General features: G+C 34.3%; 19 protein-coding genes and 1 pseudogene. 16 read left to right on the forward strand and 4 right to left on the reverse strand.

The features are described 5' to 3' along the window. Position 1 precedes the first annotated feature (1 nt). From STRUR_RS01105 to STRUR_RS01140, 8 genes are all read left to right on the forward strand, one after another. Entirely contained in the window at positions 2-529 is a 528-nt protein-coding gene (locus STRUR_RS01105) for an FUSC family protein (protein ID WP_406874632.1), read from the forward strand. A gap of 75 nt (positions 530-604) precedes the next feature. After that, positions 605-976, forward strand: a complete 372-nt coding sequence (locus tag STRUR_RS01110; RefSeq protein WP_006739641.1) for a MerR family transcriptional regulator — start codon at positions 605-607, stop codon at positions 974-976. A gap of 50 nt (positions 977-1026) precedes the next feature. Further along, entirely contained in the window at positions 1027-2373 is a 1347-nt protein-coding gene (gene glnA, locus STRUR_RS01115; RefSeq protein WP_006740239.1) for a type I glutamate--ammonia ligase, read from the forward strand. 248 nt (positions 2374-2621) lie between these two features. Continuing rightward, positions 2622-4280: a peptide ABC transporter substrate-binding protein gene (locus STRUR_RS01120; protein ID WP_006739225.1), complete on the forward strand. Its 1659-nt coding sequence runs from the start codon at positions 2622-2624 to the stop codon at positions 4278-4280. A gap of 76 nt (positions 4281-4356) precedes the next feature. Continuing rightward, the gene (locus STRUR_RS01125; RefSeq protein ID WP_006738677.1) at positions 4357-5271 is read left to right on the forward strand and encodes an ABC transporter permease; all 915 of its coding nucleotides are present in this window, start codon (positions 4357-4359) and stop codon (positions 5269-5271) included. Between the two features lie 9 nt (positions 5272-5280). Continuing rightward, on the forward strand, positions 5281-6312 hold the full coding sequence (locus STRUR_RS01130; RefSeq protein WP_006739317.1) for an ABC transporter permease: 1032 nt from the start codon (positions 5281-5283) through the stop codon (positions 6310-6312). Between the two features lie 11 nt (positions 6313-6323). Beyond that, complete coding sequence (locus STRUR_RS01135) at positions 6324-7370, forward strand: ABC transporter ATP-binding protein (protein ID WP_006739927.1); 1047 nt, start codon at positions 6324-6326, stop codon at positions 7368-7370. Then, positions 7370-8302 (forward strand): ABC transporter ATP-binding protein, encoded by a 933-nt coding sequence (locus tag STRUR_RS01140; protein WP_006740482.1) that lies wholly within the window; start codon positions 7370-7372, stop codon positions 8300-8302. Before STRUR_RS01135 ends, STRUR_RS01140 begins: the two co-directional genes overlap by 1 nt. Positions 8303-8381: 79 nt before the next feature. Here the strand turns inward: STRUR_RS01140 and rnjA are convergent, their stop codons facing one another. Both rnjA and STRUR_RS01150 read right to left on the reverse strand, forming a co-directional pair. Then, positions 8382-10064, reverse strand: a complete 1683-nt coding sequence (gene rnjA, locus STRUR_RS01145) for a ribonuclease J1 (protein WP_037595741.1) — start codon at positions 10062-10064, stop codon at positions 8382-8384. A 63-nt stretch (positions 10065-10127) separates the two neighbouring features. Beyond that, positions 10128-10358 carry a DNA-dependent RNA polymerase subunit epsilon gene (locus STRUR_RS01150; RefSeq protein ID WP_006739448.1) on the reverse strand — a complete coding sequence of 77 codons (231 nt, stop codon included), beginning with the start codon at positions 10356-10358 and terminating at the stop codon, positions 10128-10130. A gap of 293 nt (positions 10359-10651) precedes the next feature. Here STRUR_RS01150 and tsaB point away from each other — a divergent pair, with 293 nt between their 5' ends. From tsaB to STRUR_RS01170, 4 genes and pseudogenes are all read left to right on the forward strand, one after another. Next, positions 10652-11341 carry a tRNA (adenosine(37)-N6)-threonylcarbamoyltransferase complex dimerization subunit type 1 TsaB gene (gene tsaB / locus STRUR_RS01155; protein WP_006740221.1) on the forward strand — a complete coding sequence of 230 codons (690 nt, stop codon included), beginning with the start codon at positions 10652-10654 and terminating at the stop codon, positions 11339-11341. A 1-nt stretch (position 11342) separates the two neighbouring features. After that, entirely contained in the window at positions 11343-11759 is a 417-nt protein-coding gene (gene rimI, locus STRUR_RS01160; RefSeq protein ID WP_006739546.1) for a ribosomal protein S18-alanine N-acetyltransferase, read from the forward strand. 13 nt (positions 11760-11772) lie between these two features. Beyond that, positions 11773-12798, forward strand: a complete 1026-nt coding sequence (tsaD, locus tag STRUR_RS01165; protein WP_006740222.1) for a tRNA (adenosine(37)-N6)-threonylcarbamoyltransferase complex transferase subunit TsaD — start codon at positions 11773-11775, stop codon at positions 12796-12798. A gap of 81 nt (positions 12799-12879) precedes the next feature. Continuing rightward, a pseudogene (locus STRUR_RS01170) lies at positions 12880-13905 on the forward strand (threonine aldolase family protein). 27 nt (positions 13906-13932) lie between these two features. Here STRUR_RS01170 and aao read toward each other — a convergent pair. Next, entirely contained in the window at positions 13933-15108 is a 1176-nt protein-coding gene (gene aao, locus STRUR_RS01175) for an aminoacetone oxidase (RefSeq protein WP_006738717.1), read from the reverse strand. A gap of 135 nt (positions 15109-15243) precedes the next feature. On the opposite strand from aao, the gene STRUR_RS01180 reads away from it, so the two are divergent. Both STRUR_RS01180 and STRUR_RS01185 read left to right on the forward strand, forming a co-directional pair. Further along, on the forward strand, positions 15244-15780 hold the full coding sequence (locus STRUR_RS01180; protein ID WP_006740490.1) for a DUF536 domain-containing protein: 537 nt from the start codon (positions 15244-15246) through the stop codon (positions 15778-15780). A gap of 144 nt (positions 15781-15924) precedes the next feature. Next, positions 15925-16566 carry a MerR family transcriptional regulator gene (locus STRUR_RS01185; protein WP_006739786.1) on the forward strand — a complete coding sequence of 214 codons (642 nt, stop codon included), beginning with the start codon at positions 15925-15927 and terminating at the stop codon, positions 16564-16566. 202 nt (positions 16567-16768) lie between these two features. Here the strand turns inward: STRUR_RS01185 and mutY are convergent, their stop codons facing one another. Further along, complete coding sequence (gene mutY, locus STRUR_RS01190; protein ID WP_006739425.1) at positions 16769-17926, reverse strand: A/G-specific adenine glycosylase; 1158 nt, start codon at positions 17924-17926, stop codon at positions 16769-16771. Between the two features lie 755 nt (positions 17927-18681). Between mutY and rpsF the strand changes: the two genes are divergently transcribed. Both rpsF and STRUR_RS01200 read left to right on the forward strand, forming a co-directional pair. Then, on the forward strand, positions 18682-18972 hold the full coding sequence (gene rpsF / locus STRUR_RS01195; protein WP_006738668.1) for a 30S ribosomal protein S6: 291 nt from the start codon (positions 18682-18684) through the stop codon (positions 18970-18972). 11 nt (positions 18973-18983) lie between these two features. Beyond that, the gene (locus STRUR_RS01200) at positions 18984-19469 is read left to right on the forward strand and encodes a single-stranded DNA-binding protein (protein ID WP_006738971.1); all 486 of its coding nucleotides are present in this window, start codon (positions 18984-18986) and stop codon (positions 19467-19469) included. Positions 19470-19474 lie beyond the last annotated feature (5 nt).

Consider the following 19474-nt stretch of genomic DNA (forward strand, 5'->3'; position numbering starts at 1 on the left):
GATGAAGAGTTATCGTATGAAATACAAATTTGATCCCCAGAAATTTAGATTAGGTATGCGGACCTTAAAAACAGGACTAGCTGTCTTTTTAGTTTTACTTTTATTTACACTTTTTCACTGGAAAGGTCTCCAAATTGGTGCGTTGACAGCTGTCTTTAGTTTACGGGAAGATTTTGGAAAATCTATCTCTTTTGGTATGTCTAGAGTTTTAGGAAATACAATTGGTGGTATCTTATCTTTAGTTTTTTATTTGATAAATGCCATCTTGCCCAATCAAATATGGGTTACTTTAATTTTTGTTCCCATTTTGACGATGTTAACCATTATGTTAAATGTCTCCTTTAATAATAAATCAGGTGTTATTGGTGCTGTTGCTGCACTATTAATTATTACGTTATCAATACCGTCTTCGCATACTTTTATGTATGCTTTATCACGGATTTTTGAAACTTTTTGTGGTGTTTTTATTGCAATCATAGTTAATACAGACTTAGAAATTATTATTCAAAAAGTTAAAGGGAAAAATTAATGTTAGAAAACCTAACATTGTCTCTTGACAGCTATTTTGTTTAGTTCTATAATATTGTCATGAAGGGAGGAAGTCATGAAAGAAAAAGAACTGAGGCGTTCAATGTCTGTGTTTTCGATTGGTGCCGTCATGAAATTAACAGATTTAACTGCTCGTCAGATACGTTATTATGAAGATCAAGATTTAATAAAACCTGAACGAACAGATGGTAATCGTCGAATGTTTTCGTTAAATGATATGGATCGTTTGTTAGAAATAAAAGATTTTCTTGATGAGGGTTTGAATATTGCAGGAATCAAAAAAGAATATGCAGACCGTGAAGAAAAAGCTAATCAGAAACAAAAAGCACTAACTGACGCCGATGTTCGAAGAATCTTACAAGACGAACTCCGAAATCAAGGTGGTTTTGGAAAACCTTCACAAGGAATGGGGATTTTTCGTATTTAGCAAAATACAAAAATCAGTCTTTTTGGCAGTAATAAAAGGGGATCAACTTTATGACAATTACAGCAGCAGATATTCGCCGCGAAGTAAAAGAAAAAAATGTTACTTTTCTTCGTCTCATGTTTACCGATATTCAAGGGATTATGAAAAATGTTGAAATACCAGCAACAGATGAACAATTAGATAAAGTCTTATCTAATAAAGCAATGTTTGATGGTTCTTCAATTGAAGGGTTTGTTCGTATTAATGAATCAGACATGTTCTTATATCCTGATTTGAACACCTGGATTGTATTTCCATGGGGCGATGAAAATGGTGCAGTAGCAGGATTGATTTGTGACATCTATACTCCAGAAGGTGAACCTTTCCCAGGAGATCCTAGAGGGAACTTGAAAAAAGCACTTAAGCATATGGAAGAAGTGGGTTATAAATCATTCAATCTAGGACCAGAACCAGAATTCTTCTTATTTAAAATGAATGAAAAAGGTGAGCCAACACTAGAAGTCAACGATAAGGGTGGTTATTTTGATTTAGCACCAACTGATCTTGCTGATAATACACGTCGAGAAATTGTAAATGTATTAACAAAAATGGGATTTGAAGTTGAAGCTAGCCACCATGAAGTAGCTGTGGGGCAACATGAAATTGATTTTAAATATGATGATGTTTTAAAAGCTTGCGATAACATTCAACTCTTTAAACTTGTGGTTAAAACAATCGCTCGTAAACACGGCCTTTACGCAACATTCATGGCAAAACCTAAATTTGGAATCAATGGTTCAGGTATGCATTGTAACATGTCACTCTTTAATAAGGATGGAAAAAATGCATTTTATGATGAAAATGATCCAAAAGGAATGCAACTATCACAAGATGCTTATTATTTCTTAGGTGGGCTAATGAAACATGCCTATAACTTTACTGCCATAATGAATCCAACTGTCAATTCTTATAAACGTTTAGTTCCTGGATATGAAGCACCAGTTTATGTTGCCTGGGCAGGTCGTAACCGTTCACCATTAATTCGTGTACCAGCTTCAAGAGGTATGGGAACACGACTAGAATTGCGTTCAGTTGATCCAACCGCCAATCCTTATTTGGCCTTAGCGGTCTTACTACAATCTGGACTAGATGGTATTGAAAATAAAATTGAAGCTCCAGCTCCTGTTGAAACTAACATTTATGCGATGACAGTAGAAGAACGTGAAGCAGAAGGAATAATTGATTTACCATCAACTCTTCATAACGCTCTTAAAGCATTGCAGACAGATGATGTTGTAAAATCAGCCTTAGGTTCACATATATACATTAATTTCTTAGAAGCAAAACGTATTGAATGGGCTTCCTATGCAAGTTATGTATCACAATGGGAAATTGAAAATTATTTAGATGCATATTAATCAAAAAGGCACCACTATTGAGGTGCCTTTTTGATTATTAGAATTCTGAGAATAGGATTATTGAATGATATTCATAATTGTGTATAAAATACATAAATTTTAAATAAAAAAATGGAAAAACCTTATTTTTAAGTATAATAATAAAATAAACAAAATAATGAATTTTCAGAAAAATCGCTTGCAATTTATATTAAACTATTATATAATCTAATTTATCAAAGAAAAGATCAATTTAGGAGGATGTTGACATGACATTGTTGACAAAACAAACATGGAAACGTGTTGGCTTGGGATCAGTTACCTTAGTTTCAGCAGCGTTATTATTAGCATGTGGTAACAAATCTAACTCAGCTTCATCAGGAGATAAAGATACAATCAACTGGTACACACCAACTGAAATTATTACTTTGGATGTATCTAAAAATACTGATTCATACTCATCACTTGCGATTGGTAACTCAGGAAGTAACTTACTTCGTGTAAATGCTAAAGGCAAATTGAAACCAGACCTTGCTAAAAAAGTTGACGTTTCTAAAGATGGTCTTACATACACTGCAACAATGCGTGACAATCTTAAATGGTCTGACGGTAGTGAATTGACTGCCAAAGATATTGTTTATTCTTGGAAACGTATGGTTGATCCAAAAACAGCATCAGAATATGCCTACTTAGCATCTGACGCTCACTTGAAAAATGCTGAAGATATCATTTCAGGTAAAAATACTGACTTAGATTCTCTTGGTGTAAAAGCCGAAGGAAATAAAGTTATCTTCACATTATCAGAACCTTCACCACAATTTGAAAGTTTATTATCATTCTCAAACTTTGTAGCACAAAAAGAATCATTTGTTAAAGAAGCTGGTAAAGACTATGGAACTTCATCAGATAAACAAATTTATTCAGGACCTTACAAAGTTACTGAATGGAATGGTACAAGTGGTAAATTCAAACTTGTTAAGAATAACAAGTACTGGGATGCAAAACACGTTAAAACAAAAACAATTAACGTTCAAACCATTAAAAAACCTGACACAGCTGTGCAAATGTATAAACAAGGTAAACTTGATTATGCTAACATTTCAGGAACATCTGCAATCTATAATGCCAATAAGAGTAATAAAGATGTCGTAACAGTTCCAGAAGCAACAACAACTTACATGGTTTATAACCAAACAGGCTCAGTTGAATCATTAAGCAATAAAAAAATTCGTCAAGCTTTGAACTTAGCAACTGACCGTAAAGGTATTGTATCAGCAGCCGTGGATACAGGATCTAAAGCTGCGACAGCTCTAGCTCCTACTGGTCTTGAAAAATTAGAAGACGGTTCAGATTTAACTAAATATGTTGCACCTGGTTACTCTTACAAAAAATCAGAAGCAACAAAACTCTTCAAGGAAGGTTTATCAGAACTTGGTAAGAGCTCACTTAAGATTACTGTAACTGCAGATGCAGATGCACCAGCTGCAAAAGCTGCTGTAGACTACATTAAAGAAACTTGGGAAAGTGCCCTTCCAGGACTTACAGTTGAAGAAAAATTTGTACCATTTAAACAACGTTTGGATGATACGAAAAACCAAAACTTTGAAGCTGCAGTAGTTCTTTGGGGTGGTGACTATCCAGAAGGATCTACTTTCTACGGAATGTTCACATCTGGTGCAGCATATAACTACGGTAAATTTACAAGTAAAGAATATGACGCTGCCTATAATCAAGCAACTTCAACTCATGCACTTGACAAAGATGCAGCAGCTAAAGATTACAAAGAAGCTGAAAAAATTCTTTATGATAATGCTTACTACAATCCACTTTACTTCCGTTCAGGTAAAGGACTTCAAAATCCAGAGATTAAAGGACTTATCCGCAATTCAACTGGCTTAAACGTTGACTTTACATATGCTCATAAGTAAAAGATTTAACTAGACTAGTAACGATATTATGCAAGAATTGGTCTTGACCAGTTCTTGCTTTTGTTAGAGGAAAATTATGACTAAATACTTACTAAAACATGTTGCAATCTTATTGGTAACACTATGGGTGGTTATTACCCTTTCGTTCTTTCTAATGCAAGTCATGCCAGGGACTCCATATAATAATCCTAAATTGACTGACCAAATGATTGCAATGATGAATAAACAATATGGTTTGGATAAACCATTATGGCAACAATATTTAACTTATTTATTTAACATCCTACACGGTGACTTTGGAACTAGTTACCAATCTGTTAACCAATCAGTTTCAAAATTGATTTTCCAAAGATTGGGAGTTTCTGTGCACCTTGGGCTTCAAGCCCTAGTCGTTGGGATTATTTCTGGTTTATTTGTTGGTGCCGTTTCAGCACGTAATAAGAATAATAAATTGGATGCTTTCTTAAGTGTTATTTCAACACTTGGTATTTCTATTCCAGCCTTCATTATTGGTCTCTTACTTCTTGATTACTTTGGATTTAAATGGAACCTCTTACCATTATCAGGTTGGGGAACATTTGGACAAACTGTTTTACCAAGTTTAGCCTTGGCTATTCCTGTTTTTGCTCAAGTCACTCGTTTCTTTAGAAGTGAAATGATCGAAACTCTAAACACTGACTATATTCAATTAGCACGTGCTAAGGGCTTGTCAAAACGTCAAGTTACGAATAAACATGCTTATCGTAACTCTATGATTCCTGTATTGACTCTAGTTGGTCCTATGGCTGCTAATATCTTGACAGGTTCTGCTTTGATTGAACAAATTTTTTCAATCCCAGGAATTGGTCAACAATTTGTGACATCAATTCCAACAAAAGACTACCCAGTAATCATGGGAACAACAATTGTTTATGCCTTGATGTTAATGGTAGCCATTTTGATTACAGATATTGTTATTAGTATTGCAGATCCACGTGTAAGACTTGGATAGGAGAGAAAGATGCCAGAAGAAAAAAGAACTTTTAAACTTGTCGGGGCAGGAAATTCTGACTCACAAGAAAAAATCGAAAAGCCAGCCTTATCTTTCCTACAAGATGCTTGGCGTCGATTAAAACATAATAAATTAGCTGTTGTCTCAATGTTTTTCCTAGGATTTTTAATTATCTTTTCTTTAGGATCTACATTAGTTGTTTCAAAGAAAGATGCTAACACTTTTAATAGTGGTCAAGTTAGTACTTATCGTAATTTACCGCCAAAATTAAGCTCAAGTCTACCTATTTGGAATGGTAAAATTAAATACGCTGGAAATACGGAAAAAAATGATGCCTACGCAGACCAAGGTGTTCCAGAAAGTAAGAAATTCATTCTAGGTACTGATAATCTAGGTCGGTCTCTTGGAAAACGTATTACGGTCGGGATTCGTATCTCATTATTGATTGCCATAGTAGCGACTTTTATTGACTTGATTATAGGTGTTACATATGGTTTAGTGTCTGGATTTACTGGTGGACGTGTTGACACTTTGATGCAACGTATTATTGAAGTTATTTCATCCATTCCAAATTTGGTAATTGTGACTATGTTAGGACTTTTACTTGGTAATGGTGTGACATCAATTATTATCTCTATTGCTATTGTTGGTTGGACTTCAATGGCACGTCAAGTCCGTAATATGACTTTGTCTTATCGCGAACGTGACTTTGTCCTTGCTTCTACAGCTTTAGGGGAAAGTAATTTAAAAATTGCTTTTAAACACATTTTGCCTAATATTTCAGGGATTATCATTGTTCAAATTATGATGACTGTCCCAAGTGCCATTATGTACGAAGCAGTGCTTTCAGCTATTAACCTTGGTGTTAAACCACCAACTGCCTCTCTTGGTTCTTTGATTACAGATGCTCAGGAAAACTTACAATACTATCCATATCAAGTATTGCTTCCAGCCTTAGCACTTGTATTTATCTCACTTGCCTTCATCCTTCTTGGTGATGGTCTACGTGATGCATTTGATCCAAAATCTAGTAATGAATAGGAGGTATTATAATGACAAATGAAACAATTTTAAATGTAAAAAACCTCCATGTAGATTTCAAGACTTATGCAGGTGATGTCAAAGCAATTCGTGATATCAATTTTGATCTCAAAAAAGGAGAAACTTTAGCTATTGTTGGTGAATCAGGTTCTGGAAAATCTGTAACAACAAGAACACTAATGGGTCTTAATGCTAGTAATGCAGTCCTTTCAGGTGAGATTAATTTTAAAGGTCGTAAATTAAACAAAATTAAAGAGGACGAATGGGTCAAAATTCGTGGTAACGAAATTGCAATGATTTTCCAAGACCCAATGACAAGTTTGGATCCAACAATGAAAATTGGAATGCAAATCGCAGAAAGTATTCTTATTCATGAGGATGTTCCAAAAAGTGAAGCTCTAGAGCGTGCTTTAGAGTTGATGAAACAAGTTGGTATTCCAAATGCTGAAGAGCATATTAATGACTACCCACATCAATGGTCTGGTGGTATGAGACAACGTGCTGTTATTGCTATTGCTTTAGCCGCAAACCCAGAGATTTTGATCGCTGATGAACCAACAACCGCACTAGATGTTACCATTCAGGCGCAAATTTTGAAATTGATGAAAGAAATTCAAGCAAAAGTTTCTTCATCAATCATCTTTATTACCCATGATTTGGGAGTTGTTGCAGGTATGGCAGACCGCGTTGCCGTTATGTATGCTGGTAAAATTGTTGAATATGGAACCGTTGATGAAGTGTTCTATAATCCTCAACATCCTTACACATGGGGACTGCTAAATTCTATGCCTACGACTGATACAGAGTCAGGTAGTTTGGAATCAATACCAGGAACGCCTCCAGATTTATTGAATCCACCAAAAGGAGATGCCTTTGCTGCTCGTAATGAGTTTGCTTTGGATATTGATCATGAAGAAGAGCCACCAATGTTTAAAGTGAGTGAAACCCATTATGCTGCAACTTGGTTACTTGATGAAAGAGCTCCTAAAGTAACACCTCCATTACCAATTCAAAAACGTTGGGATAGATGGAAAGAAATGGAAGGGAGAAAAGCTTAATGACTAAAACTGGTAAAAAATTAGTTGAACTTAAAAATGTGTCTTTAAGCTTTAACAAAGGCAAAAAGAACGAAGTCAAAGCTATTGATAATGTAAGTTTTGATATCTACGAAGGAGAAGTTTTCGGTCTTGTTGGTGAATCAGGTTCTGGTAAAACAACAGTCGGTCGTGCTATCTTAAAACTCTATGATATCAATGGTGGCGAAATAGACTTTGATGGTAGACAAGTTTCAAAACTTAAAGGTAAAGAATTACACGAATTTCGTAAAGATGCTCAAATGATTTTCCAAGACCCTCAAGCTAGTTTGAATGGTCGTATGAAAATTAGAGATATTGTTGCCGAAGGTTTGGATATTCATAATCTCGTGAAATCAAAAGCTGAACGTGACGATAAAGTACAAGAGTTACTTCACTTGGTTGGCCTAAATAAGGACCATTTAACAAGATATCCGCATGAGTTTTCTGGTGGTCAACGTCAACGTATTGGTATTGCTAGGGCTTTAGCTGTGAATCCTAAATTTATCATTGCAGATGAACCAATTTCAGCACTTGATGTGTCAATTCAAGCACAAGTTGTAAGTTTGATGCAAAAATTGCAAGAAGAACAAGGTTTAACTTATCTTTTTATTGCTCATGACTTGTCAATGGTAAAATATATTTCTGATCGTATTGGTGTTATGCATTGGGGTAAAATACTAGAGATTGGGTCTTCAGAAGATGTTTATCACCATCCAATTCACCCATATACAAAGAGTCTTTTATCTGCTATTCCAGAACCAGATCCAGAAAAAGAAAGACAACGTGTTGCACAGGTTTATGATCCAAGTCAAGAACTTGATGGACAAGAACGTGAAATGCGTGAAATCACACCAGGACATTTTGTCTTATCTACTGTGGAAGAAGCTGAACTTTATAAGAGTCAACAAAAATAATTTAAAAACTTATGTCTTTAAGACATAAGTTTTTTTGTGACTAAAAAACTCAATTGCTAGAATACAATTGAGTTTTAACTTATTTTTCGTCAGGTGTTAAAATCATTGGAATAATGATAGGTTCACGTTCGGTACTTTCATATAAGAATGGTCGTAAAGCATTGACGATAGCGCCATTTACAGATTGTATGCTAGCGTCCTTATTTTTTAGTGCAATGCGAATCGCATTAAACAAAATGCGTTGACATTCTCTAATGAGGTCACCTGACTCACGCATGTATATAAATCCACGACTTAAGATGTCAGGACCAGCTAAAATCATTTGAGTTTCAAAATTGACAGTCGCAACTGCTAGGACAACGCCATCTTCAGACAAATCACGTCTGTCTCGAAGCACTGCAGTACCAATATCACCAATGCCATTACCATCGACGTAAATGTCTTGTGCATTGAAATGACCAGCTTTTCTAGCACTGTCTTTGGTTAAAGCAAGGACATCACCATTTTCTAAAATGAAGATATTATCTTTTGGAATACCAGTATCCATTGCTAGACCAGCGTGTACTTTTTGCATACGATATTCACCATGTACTGGCATAAAGTATTTTGGTTTAATCAAACGTAACATTAATTTTTGTTCTTGTTGACCACCATGTCCAGAAGTATGAATATTATTTACTTTTCCATGAATAACGTCAACTCCAGCTTCTTGTATAGTGTTAATGAGTTTATTAACACTTGTCGTATTACCAGGAATTGGACTAGATGAAAAGATTACAGTATCTCCAGGTTGTAGCGTTACTTGTCTATGAGTCCCATTTGCAATTCTAGCAAGTGCAGCCATAGATTCACCCTGACTTCCAGTACACATAATGAGAACTTCACTTGCATGGTATTCTTTAATTTCATTTGGTTCAATGAAAGTCCCTGTTGGAACTTTAATATAACCAAGCTCAATACCATTAACGATGGCTTTTTCCATTGAGCGACCAAAGACAGCTATTTTACGACCAGTCTTAACAGCAGCTTCAGCAGCCTGTTGTAATCTAAAAATATTTGAAGCAAATGACGCAAATATAATGCGTCCATGAATGCCTTCAATAATTTTCATAATTGATTGACCAACTACTTTTTCGGAATTTGTAAAAGTAGGAACTTCCGCATTTGTTGAATCTGATAAAAGGCAAAGTACGCCATCTTCACCTAGAGCTGCCATGCGATGCAAATCAGCTGGTTCACCAACAGGTGTAAAGTCAAATTTGAAGTCACCAGTACAAACGATTTTTCCTTGAGGCGTGTGAATCACAATTCCTAGAGGCTCTGGAATGGAGTGTGTTGTACGAAAGAAGGTAACGCTGAGATTTTTAAATGTTAGCTCAGTATTGTGGTTGATTTCATACATTTTGGCATCTCTTAACAGACCATGCTCTTCTAATTTTCCACGAATTAATGCTAATGCTAGTGGACCAGCATATATTGGAACATTAGCTTGTTTGAGAAGAAATGGGATCCCACCAATATGATCTTCATGTCCATGCGTAATGACCAAAGCTTTGATGCGGTCAATATTATCAACGATATAAGAGTAATCAGGAATGACATAATCTATTCCTAATAAGTCATCTTCTGGGAATTTTATCCCAGCATCAACAATAATTATTTCATCTTGATATTCAATACCATATGTATTTTTACCAATTTCACCCAGACCACCAATTGCATAAACCCCAACTTCTTCAGGTTTTAAATTGATATTTGTCATAATTTGTATCACAGGTAATTCAATAAGACTACACATGATGTAGTCTACCTGCAAAAATCCTTTCTAAAATACTGTTAGCTTGAAAACACCAGATTCTTTTTCATATTCTAAGTGTTTATCAGATAATAGTTCAATAAATTCAATGTTGTAATCAGTGTTACTTTCAACAAGTTTACGCGCTTTGATGCGTCCTTCAAGCTCATTTGGAGCTTCGATGTCAACATACATAGTTTGAGTGCTTTCACGGCGAGGGTTACGGTTTTTTGTTTCTTGATAGAAAACTTTGTAAATCATTAGTCCTTATTTCCTTTCAGATTAAATCGCTGATCCAAACAATAATAAAGAAGTCAAACTGGCTATGAGAGGTAGTCCTTTTTGACAGTTAACTATTAAATTATCATGTGTAATAGATTGTGATTTGATTCCTTGCATTTATAAAATTATACCATATTCACAAGCTTTAGTAAAAGTATAGGAATGAAAAAGTCAGAAAAATGTATCTTCTAGAAGTGATTAGTCTGATTGTTATTGCTTATTTTTTTATGTTATAATGAACCATATCCAATTGAGAAAGATAAACCATTCATATGAAAATATTAGCTTTTGATACTTCTAACAAAACTTTATCTATCGCTATTCTAGAAGATAGTTATTTGTTGGCAAGTATGACTTTAAATATAAAAAAAAATCATAGCATTAGTTTAATGCCTTCAATTGACTTTTTAATGCATTCTATTAATCTCCTTCCAAAAGATATTGATCGAATTGCAGTTGCACAAGGTCCTGGTTCTTATACAGGTTTAAGAATAGCTGTAGCAACAGCTAAAACACTTGCTTATAGTCTTGGTATTGATTTGGTTGGTGTATCAAGTCTCTTTTCATTAGCTGCAGGCATTGATTTTGATGGCTTAATTATTCCTATTATTGATGCCAGAAGACAAAATGTTTATGCTGGAATATACAAAAATAAAGAGCTAATTCAAGCTGAAAAACATATCTCATTTGAAAAACTTTTAAACCAACTCCCTTCTGATGAGAAAATCATGTTTGTAGGAGAAGTTGAGGCCTTTGAAGAATTAATTGACAAGCATCTTTCAAACGCTACTTATCAAGTAACATTACCAGATGCTTACCAATTAGGAAAACAATCTCTTAAAATGGCACCAGTCAATGTTGATGCTTTTGTACCAAATTATCTTAAACGCGTTGAGGCTGAAGAGCATTGGTTAGAAAAAAACAAAGAGAGCAATCCTGATAATTATATAAAACGAGTTTAGAATGGAAATAGAAATAGCTGCGAAAGCTGTGTACGAAATATTAAAGGATGTGTATGAAGAATCACCTTGGACAAGGGAACAGGTGAGAGCTGATATGTTACTTCCAAATACAGACTATTTTTATGTTTATAATGGGAATGAACTTATTGGCTTTTTGTCTAGTCAAGACTTAATTGGTGAAATTGAAATGACCAACATTGCCGTAAAAAAAGAGTACCAGCATAAAGGTTATGCAAAAACTCTAATGTCTCAGTTGATCGAAAGACCTGAAACGCTTTTTTTAGAAGTTAGACAATCAAATCAAAATGCACAGCGACTTTATCATTATTTTGGTTTTGAAATAGTCGGAAAAAGACCAAATTACTATCATCAACCAATAGAAGATGCTATCATTATGAAGCGTCAAGCATTGTTATAAATTAGAAAAGAACATGAAAGATAAATTAATATTGGCTATCGAATCATCTTGTGATGAAACGAGTGTAGCCATCCTAAAAAATGATAATATTTTGTTAAGTAATATTATTGCAAGTCAAGTGGAAAGTCACAAACGCTTCGGAGGGGTTGTACCAGAAGTTGCTAGTAGACATCATGTGGAAGTTATTACAACTTGTATTGAAGATGCGCTAAAAGAAGCTAATGTTAAGGCTTCAGATTTAGATGCTGTTGCCGTGACCTATGGTCCAGGACTTGTTGGAGCTTTGTTAGTTGGTATGGCTGCTGCGAAAGCATTTGCTTGGGCTAATAGCTTACCATTGATACCTGTAAATCATATGGCAGGTCATTTAATGGCAGCGCGTGAACAAAAAGAATTAACCTATCCTTTATTGGCTCTCTTAGTCTCTGGAGGACATACCGAACTTGTTTATGTCTCTCACCCAGGACATTATCATATCGTTGGTGAGACTCGCGATGATGCCGTTGGGGAAGCTTATGATAAAGTCGGTCGTGTCATGGGATTAACTTACCCAGCGGGAAAAGAAATCGACCAGCTAGCACATAAAGGGAAAGACGTTTATCAATTTCCAAGAGCAATGATAAAAGAAGACAATCTAGAATTTTCGTTTTCTGGATTAAAATCAGCATTTATTAATTTGCATCATAATGCTGAACAAAAGGGACAAGAACTAGTTTTGGAAGATTTATGTGCCTCATTCCAAGATGCTGTTTTAGATATTTTATTGGCAAAAACCAAAAAAGCACTAACTAGTTATCCTGTAAAGACTTTAGTAGTGGCTGGTGGGGTTGCAGCAAATCAAGGATTGAGAGAAAGACTTGCTGAAGAAATTACCGATGTGGACGTTATTATCCCTCCATTAAGACTATGTGGTGACAATGCAGGTATGATTGCCATGGCTGCAGCAGTTGAATTTGATCACAAACACTTTGCGACAATGGATTTAAATGCACAACCAAGTTTAGCTTTTGAACAACTTGAAAATGAAATTCTTGACTAATACTGTCAAGAATTTTCTTTTATGGTATAATGTAAGAATATTTAGAAAATAATAAATTTTATCTTTAAAATAGGAGAAACAATGTTACATTTTGAAAATGACTATAATGAAGGAGCATTGCTAGAGCTTCTTCAAGCACTAGTAGATACTAATAATGAGAATCTAGCTGGTTATGGTTTTGATGACTACACACAATCAGCAACAAATAAAATTAGATAAGCTTGTAAGTATCCTCATGCTCAAGTGGAATTTGTAACTGGAGGAACACAGACCAACCAATTAGTTATTGATAGTTTGCTCAAAAGTTATGAAGGTGTTGTTTCAGCTGAAACAGGTCATGTGGCAACACATGAAGCTGGAGCTATTGAATTTTCAGGACATAAAGTTATCACATTACCACAAGAAGAAGGCAAGATAAATAGTCATGATTTGCAATCCTTATTGATTGATTTTTATAATGATGGAAATCATGAGCATATGGTATTTCCAGGAATGGTATATATTTCTCACCCAACAGAATATGGTTCCTTATATACTAAAAAAGAACTTGAGGATTTAGCAGGAGTCTGTCGTGAATATAACATTCCTCTATACCTTGATAGTGCTAGATTAGGTTATGCTTTGGGTGTTGAAGAAAGTGATGTGACTCTGGAAGTAATTGCAGAACTTTGTGATGTTTTCTATATTGGTGGAACCAAAATTGGGGCTCTCGCTGGGGAAGCTATCGTTTATACAAAAGAAAATAAACCAGCACATTTCGCTGCTATTATGAAGCAGCATGGTGCTTTGGCAGCTAAAAGTCGTCTATTTAGTGTTCAATTTGATCGATTTTTTACAGATGATCTATACGTGACTGTTGGTAAGCAAACCATTGAACATGCCAAAAGATTGAAAGCTATACTAAAAGCTAAAAACTACTCATTCTTTTATGAATCACCAACAAATCAACAATTTATCATTGTCAAAAATACAGAATTAGATCACTTGAAATCATTTCTTGCTTATAGTTTTTGGGAAAAATATGATGATCAACATACCGTTATTCGATTAGCAGTTAGTTGGTCTACTACAGACGAAGATTTAGATCAATTAGAACAACTATTATAAAAAACTAGCTAATATTAGCTAGTTTTTTTAATCAAAATGAAGACTGCCTGCAACCCAACCAGTACAAAGAGCAGAAGTAATATTAAATCCACCAGTATGTGCGTTGATATCAAGAACTTCCCCTGCAAAGTAGAGCCCTGGAACTTTTTTACTTTCTAAGGTTTTTGGATTGATTTCTTTAAGGTTAATACCGCCTTTAGTTACAAAAGACTTAGCTAGTGACATTTTGCCTGTTACTGAAATGGGAAATTCTTTTAAATCAAGCAGAAGTTTTTCTAACTCATTTGGATTTAATTGTTTAACCTTGTCAGGATATGATTGGGCTAAAAAATCTGCAAGACGTTCAGGTAAGTAAAATTTTAATGCATTTTTTATTGATTTTTCACGCTCAAAATCCAGCTTGTGTTTAATCCCTTCTTGACTAACATTAGGCAAAAAGTCAAGATAGATTGTTTCACCACCTTTGACAAAACTAGACATTCTAAGAGCTGCTGGTCCGGATAAGCCAAAATGAGTAAACAATAAATCATGTGTTATGATGTGTTTTTTATAAGTAAGCGTGACATCATCTAGTGAAATACCTTGAAGCGCTTTGTGAGGAAAGTCTGTGAGGAGTGGGCTTTCAGCTGCTTCAAGGTCTGTTACTTCAATGTTGAAATGCCTAGCAATATCGTGACCAAAACCAGTAGAACCAGTGGATGGATAGGATTTTCCTCCCGTTGTGACAATAAGTTTATCACAATGAAAACTTTCATCTTTTGTTTTAACGATAAAGTGATTATCTTCTTTTTTGACAGAAACAACTTCAGTCTTTGTCATGATCTGTCCACCAAGTTCTTTAATTTTATTTTCTAAAGTTTCGATAATCGTTCTTGACTTATCAGTACTTGGGAACATTCTTCCATGATCTTCTTCTTTTAATTTAACGTCATTATCCGTAAAAAAAGAAATAATATCATGATTGTCAAATTGTGAGAAAACACTATATAAAAATTTACCGTTACCAGGAATTCCAGCTAGAATATCATCAAGTGTACCACTATTAGTAACGTTACACCTGCCACCGCCGGTTCCAGCTAATTTTTTACCTAATCGTCTATTTTTATCAATAAGTAAGGTTTGATTGCCATAAAAACTTGAAGCGACTGCAGCCATCATACCTGCTGGACCGCCTCCAATAATAATTGTATTATAATCTGTCATAGCCCCATTTTAGCATAATGTGTGAGGAAACAGTAAGGTAAGCGTTTTTCACATTTTTACTAAAATTGACAGAAAAGTCCTATTATGATACTATCTTTATAAGAAAAATCAGTGTTTAAAGGAATTAGGATTGATATGACAATTGAAAAAACAGTTAGTGAACTAGCTGATATTTTGGGGGTGAGTCGTCAGGCTGTCAATAACCGTGTCAAGGCACTTCCAGAAGAAGATCTTGATAAAAATGAAAAAGGTGTCACAGTTGTCAAACGAAGTGGGCTTATAAAACTTGAGGAAATTTATAAAAAAACCATTTTTGATGATGAACCTATTGATGAAGAAACAAAACAAAGAGAACTTCTAGAGATATTAGTTGATGAAAAAAATACTGAGATTACACGGTTATATGATCAACTAAAAGCCAAAGATGCTCAAATTGCTGCTAAAGATGAACAAATGCGTGTAAAAGATGTTCAAATTGCAGAAAAAGATAAACAGCTAGATCAACAACAACAATTAACAGCTAAAGCGATGTCAGACAAAGATAACTTAAAATTAGAATTGGAAGAAGCCAAAGCAGAAGCTGACCAAGCAAAAACACAAGTAGAAGAAATTCAGACAAAAACTAATGATGGCCAAAAAAGAGGGCTATTTAGTCGTCTTTTTAATAAATAGATGAGTAGGACCTTTTTTTGAGGTCCTTTTTTGTGAAAAAAATAAAAATCATTTTAGGGGATAACTTGCTAATGACCTAAGGTAATGATTTAAAATACTAAAGAACAAAGAAATTTGTATCTTATTATAAAAGGAGGTGTCGAAGTGGTTCAGACTTATACAACTGGAGAAACCGCAAAAATAGCGAAAGTTAGTGTTCGAACAGTTCAATATTATGATAAAAGGGGACTCCTTAAGCCTTATCAAGTAACCGAAGGCGGAAGACGACTTTATTCTCAAGCAGAAATCAAACAACTAGAAGTGATTACATTCTTAAGACAACTTGATTTTTCAATCGAAGCTATTAAGTCACTGTTAAGAGAAGATAAGGCTAGCCAAATATTAATATTATTACTCAATCAAAGGTCAATGGAATTAAAAGAAGAAATTGCTTTAAAAAAAGACCAACTTGACACAGTTGTCAAGTTGCTTGACAGCATACCAAACCAAAATCAAATTTCTCCATTGATGTATTTATCTGACCTTTCACTGACGATGAAAAATAAAAAATCATGGAAAATATTGCAACTAAAACTATTTATTGCACTAATAAGCCTAATAGTTATTTTGGGTTGTTTGCTTTATTTAGCAACTCACTTTAATCAAAAATGGCTCATAGGTCTATTGGTCTTCTTTTATATATTAGCAACAACTTTGTTGGTAAAAACTTATATTGATCAAGTTGAATATATCTATGCCCAAATTATCATCATACATTTAAACCAAGTTATCTTGCTTTCTCAATAGCGTCACATACGCCAAAAACAAGAAAATTGACTTGTCCACATTGTCATCAAAAACATAATTGTCTTGAACTAGTTCGAGAGAAAAAAGCATAAAAATAAAGAGCCAAGTTAGCTTGGCTCTTTATTTGAGAAAAAGAAAAATTTTAGGATTAACTGTAGTATACTCATGAAAACTTAAGAATTTCTTAAAGAGATAATTTATTTCAATTTTTATTTTCGTTAAAATAAGTAGCCATCATTTTCTTTTGAGGTGTTGCTAAAGGAAACTTTTCTAAATCTTTGATTTTTACCCAGGTAATATTTTCAGATGTTAAATGATCTGAGTTTTTTACAAATCCTTCTTTAAGCCTAATATGCCACTTTTGATGACTAAAAGTATGCTTTACAACTTCAAATTGAGAAGAAGTCCATTTAGGCTGATATTGGTAGTTTCTTTCAAAGTTTTTTTCTTGAGACATAAGTCGTGGTTGTTCAACTGTTTTTTCTGTATTAAAGAGATTTAACTGTTGAGGTTCTATAGATTGTTCAATTAGGGGAAATGACCAAAAACCACCAAGAAGTCGTCCGCTTGTATTTTTTTCAAGAAGAAATTCATTTTTTTCATTTTGAATGACAAAAGCTTGAAAATAAAGAGTTTTTGGCTTTTTCTTAGGTAATTTAATAGGATATTTGTCATAAGTTTGGTGTAGATAAGCAGCGTTGAAAGCTCTGATAGGGGATTCTTCTGGTCTTGGATTTTTGGCAGACTCAATGTCCGTTCCGAGGTCCATTAATGCTTGATTAAAATCGCCTGGGCGATCAGGATCAATTAAAATCGTCATGATTTCTTGGAAAATTCCTCTATTTTTGGGGTCGCCAATATCAGCATTGACTTCAAAAAGTCTTGCAATGACACGCATAACATTCCCATCAACAGCAGGCTCTGGCAAATCAAAGGCAATACTAGCAATAGCCCCTGCAGTGTAAGGTCCAATCCCTTTTAGACTTAAGATAGAGTGATAGTGACTAGGAAATACTCCATTGAATTCCGTCATGATCTGCTTAGCAGCAGCCTGCATATTTCTCACCCTTGAATAATAGCCAAGCCCTTCCCACGCTTTCAATAATCTTTCTTCGTCGGCATTAGCTAAATCGTCAATTTTCGGGAACCATTCTAAAAATCGCTCATAATAAGGAATGACAGTAACTACTTGAGTTTGTTGCAGCATAATCTCAGAAATCCAAATATGATAAGGATTTTTTGTCCGACGCCAAGGTAAGTCTCTTTTTTCTAAGTCATACCAATTGAGTAAGGTTTTTCGAAAGGAAATGATTTTTGCTTTATCCCACATCTCAATGCCATAGTCTTTTAAATTTTTCATATTCTTATTGTACCAAAGTATCTTAAGGTCTTATAATAAGAAATTTAAAAATAAAAAAAGAACTTTTTTATTGATTTTTGGAATCGTTTACATTATAATTTAAGTATAAAGAAAGATGACTAAAGAAACAGATTTATAAGGAGGAATTCTTATGATGAAACCACATGTTGCTCGGTATAAAAATGGAGATTAAAAGTCTTCAATTAGGTAGGCACAAAAAACTTTACACTTAGTTTTAAAATTGTGATCACAAATAGCATAATAGGTCTGTATGAGTAGATTGGCCAAAGAGCTCAGGACCAATTTTTAATCATTATGATTAGTAAAAGATTTAAAATTTAAAGAACGGTGAATGATTCACAAGTATTTGTTATTGTCGCTCAGTGAATAAGAAGTTTCAAAATGGAGGGTCTTATGCATATAGCAAGATACAAAAACGGAGATATTGTTTAACATATTTTTAAAATGATCTATACTTAAAGGATAAATAGAAAATTTATAATAAAAAGGAGAGATAGTCGAATAAAGACGAATACAACAAACAATAATTGGTTTTCTTTATTCCTCTTATTATTTCAATCCTAGGTCTCATTCTTTAAATAAAATAAGAAAGGAAGATAGCTTTTAAGCTATCTTTTTCTTTAGTTTATACTTGCAACTAATATTAATTTAAGTTATAATACTATCTTGTGAGAATACCCTCACTTACTCGTGGCAAAGACCATGAGTCATTAGACCAAAAGGAGGAACTATCAATGGCAAAATACGAAATTCTTTATATTATTCGTCCAAACATTGAAGAAGAAGCAAAAACTGCTTTGGTATCACGCTTTGACTCTATCTTAACTGACAATGGTGCAACTGTTGTTGATTCAAAAGATTGGGAAAAACGTCGTCTTGCATACGAAATCAATGATTTCCGTGAAGGACTATACCACATTGTTAACGTTGAAGCTAACGAAGATACAGCTCTTAACGAGTTTGATCGTCTTTCAAAAATCAACGGTGACATTCTTCGTCATATGATCGTTAAACTCGACGCTTAAGAAGGTGTTTTATGATAAATAATGTAGTACTAGTTGGTCGTATGACCAAAGATGCAGAACTCCGTTACACACCAAGTCAAGTAGCTGTTGCTACTTTTACACTTGCTGTTAACAGAACTTTTAAAAGCCAAAATGGTGAACGTGAGGCAGATTTTATTAACTGTGTCATTTGGCGCCAATCAGCTGAAAATTTAGCAAATTGGGCTAAAAAAGGATCACTTGTCGGTATCACAGGGCGTATTCAAACACGTAACTATGAAAATCAACAAGGTCAACGTGTATACGTAACAGAAGTTATTGCAGACAATTTCCAAATGTTGGAAAGTCGTGCTACACGTGAAGGTAACTCAAATAGTTCTTATAATTCTGGTGGCTATAATAGCTCATCGAGTAACTATTCATCTTCACAACAACAAACACCAAATTTTGGTAGAGATGAAAGTCCATTTGGAAACTCAAATCCAATGGATATCTCAGATGATGATCTTCCATTCTAAGGAAT

The organism is Streptococcus urinalis 2285-97 (genome assembly GCF_000188055.2).
Lineage (GTDB): Bacteria > Bacillota > Bacilli > Lactobacillales > Streptococcaceae > Streptococcus > Streptococcus urinalis.

Coding starts and splice junctions, on each gene's coding strand:
- STRUR_RS01105 (WP_406874632.1), top strand. CDS start 2: ATGAAGAGTTATCGTATGAAATACAAATTTGATCCCCAGAAATTTAGA.
- rnjA (WP_037595741.1), bottom strand. CDS start 10,064: ATGACAAATATCAATTTAAAACCTGAAGAAGTTGGGGTTTATGCAATT.
- STRUR_RS01120 (WP_006739225.1), top strand. CDS start 2,622: ATGACATTGTTGACAAAACAAACATGGAAACGTGTTGGCTTGGGATCA.
- glnA (WP_006740239.1), top strand. CDS start 1,027: ATGACAATTACAGCAGCAGATATTCGCCGCGAAGTAAAAGAAAAAAAT.
- rimI (WP_006739546.1), top strand. CDS start 11,343: ATGGAAATAGAAATAGCTGCGAAAGCTGTGTACGAAATATTAAAGGAT.
- STRUR_RS01150 (WP_006739448.1), bottom strand. CDS start 10,358: ATGATTTACAAAGTTTTCTATCAAGAAACAAAAAACCGTAACCCTCGC.
- STRUR_RS01135 (WP_006739927.1), top strand. CDS start 6,324: ATGACAAATGAAACAATTTTAAATGTAAAAAACCTCCATGTAGATTTC.
- STRUR_RS01125 (WP_006738677.1), top strand. CDS start 4,357: ATGACTAAATACTTACTAAAACATGTTGCAATCTTATTGGTAACACTA.
- STRUR_RS01110 (WP_006739641.1), top strand. CDS start 605: ATGAAAGAAAAAGAACTGAGGCGTTCAATGTCTGTGTTTTCGATTGGT.
- tsaD (WP_006740222.1), top strand. CDS start 11,773: ATGAAAGATAAATTAATATTGGCTATCGAATCATCTTGTGATGAAACG.
- STRUR_RS01180 (WP_006740490.1), top strand. CDS start 15,244: ATGACAATTGAAAAAACAGTTAGTGAACTAGCTGATATTTTGGGGGTG.
- aao (WP_006738717.1), bottom strand. CDS start 15,108: ATGACAGATTATAATACAATTATTATTGGAGGCGGTCCAGCAGGTATG.
- STRUR_RS01140 (WP_006740482.1), top strand. CDS start 7,370: ATGACTAAAACTGGTAAAAAATTAGTTGAACTTAAAAATGTGTCTTTA.
- mutY (WP_006739425.1), bottom strand. CDS start 17,926: ATGAAAAATTTAAAAGACTATGGCATTGAGATGTGGGATAAAGCAAAA.
- rpsF (WP_006738668.1), top strand. CDS start 18,682: ATGGCAAAATACGAAATTCTTTATATTATTCGTCCAAACATTGAAGAA.
- STRUR_RS01130 (WP_006739317.1), top strand. CDS start 5,281: ATGCCAGAAGAAAAAAGAACTTTTAAACTTGTCGGGGCAGGAAATTCT.
- tsaB (WP_006740221.1), top strand. CDS start 10,652: ATGAAAATATTAGCTTTTGATACTTCTAACAAAACTTTATCTATCGCT.
- STRUR_RS01200 (WP_006738971.1), top strand. CDS start 18,984: ATGATAAATAATGTAGTACTAGTTGGTCGTATGACCAAAGATGCAGAA.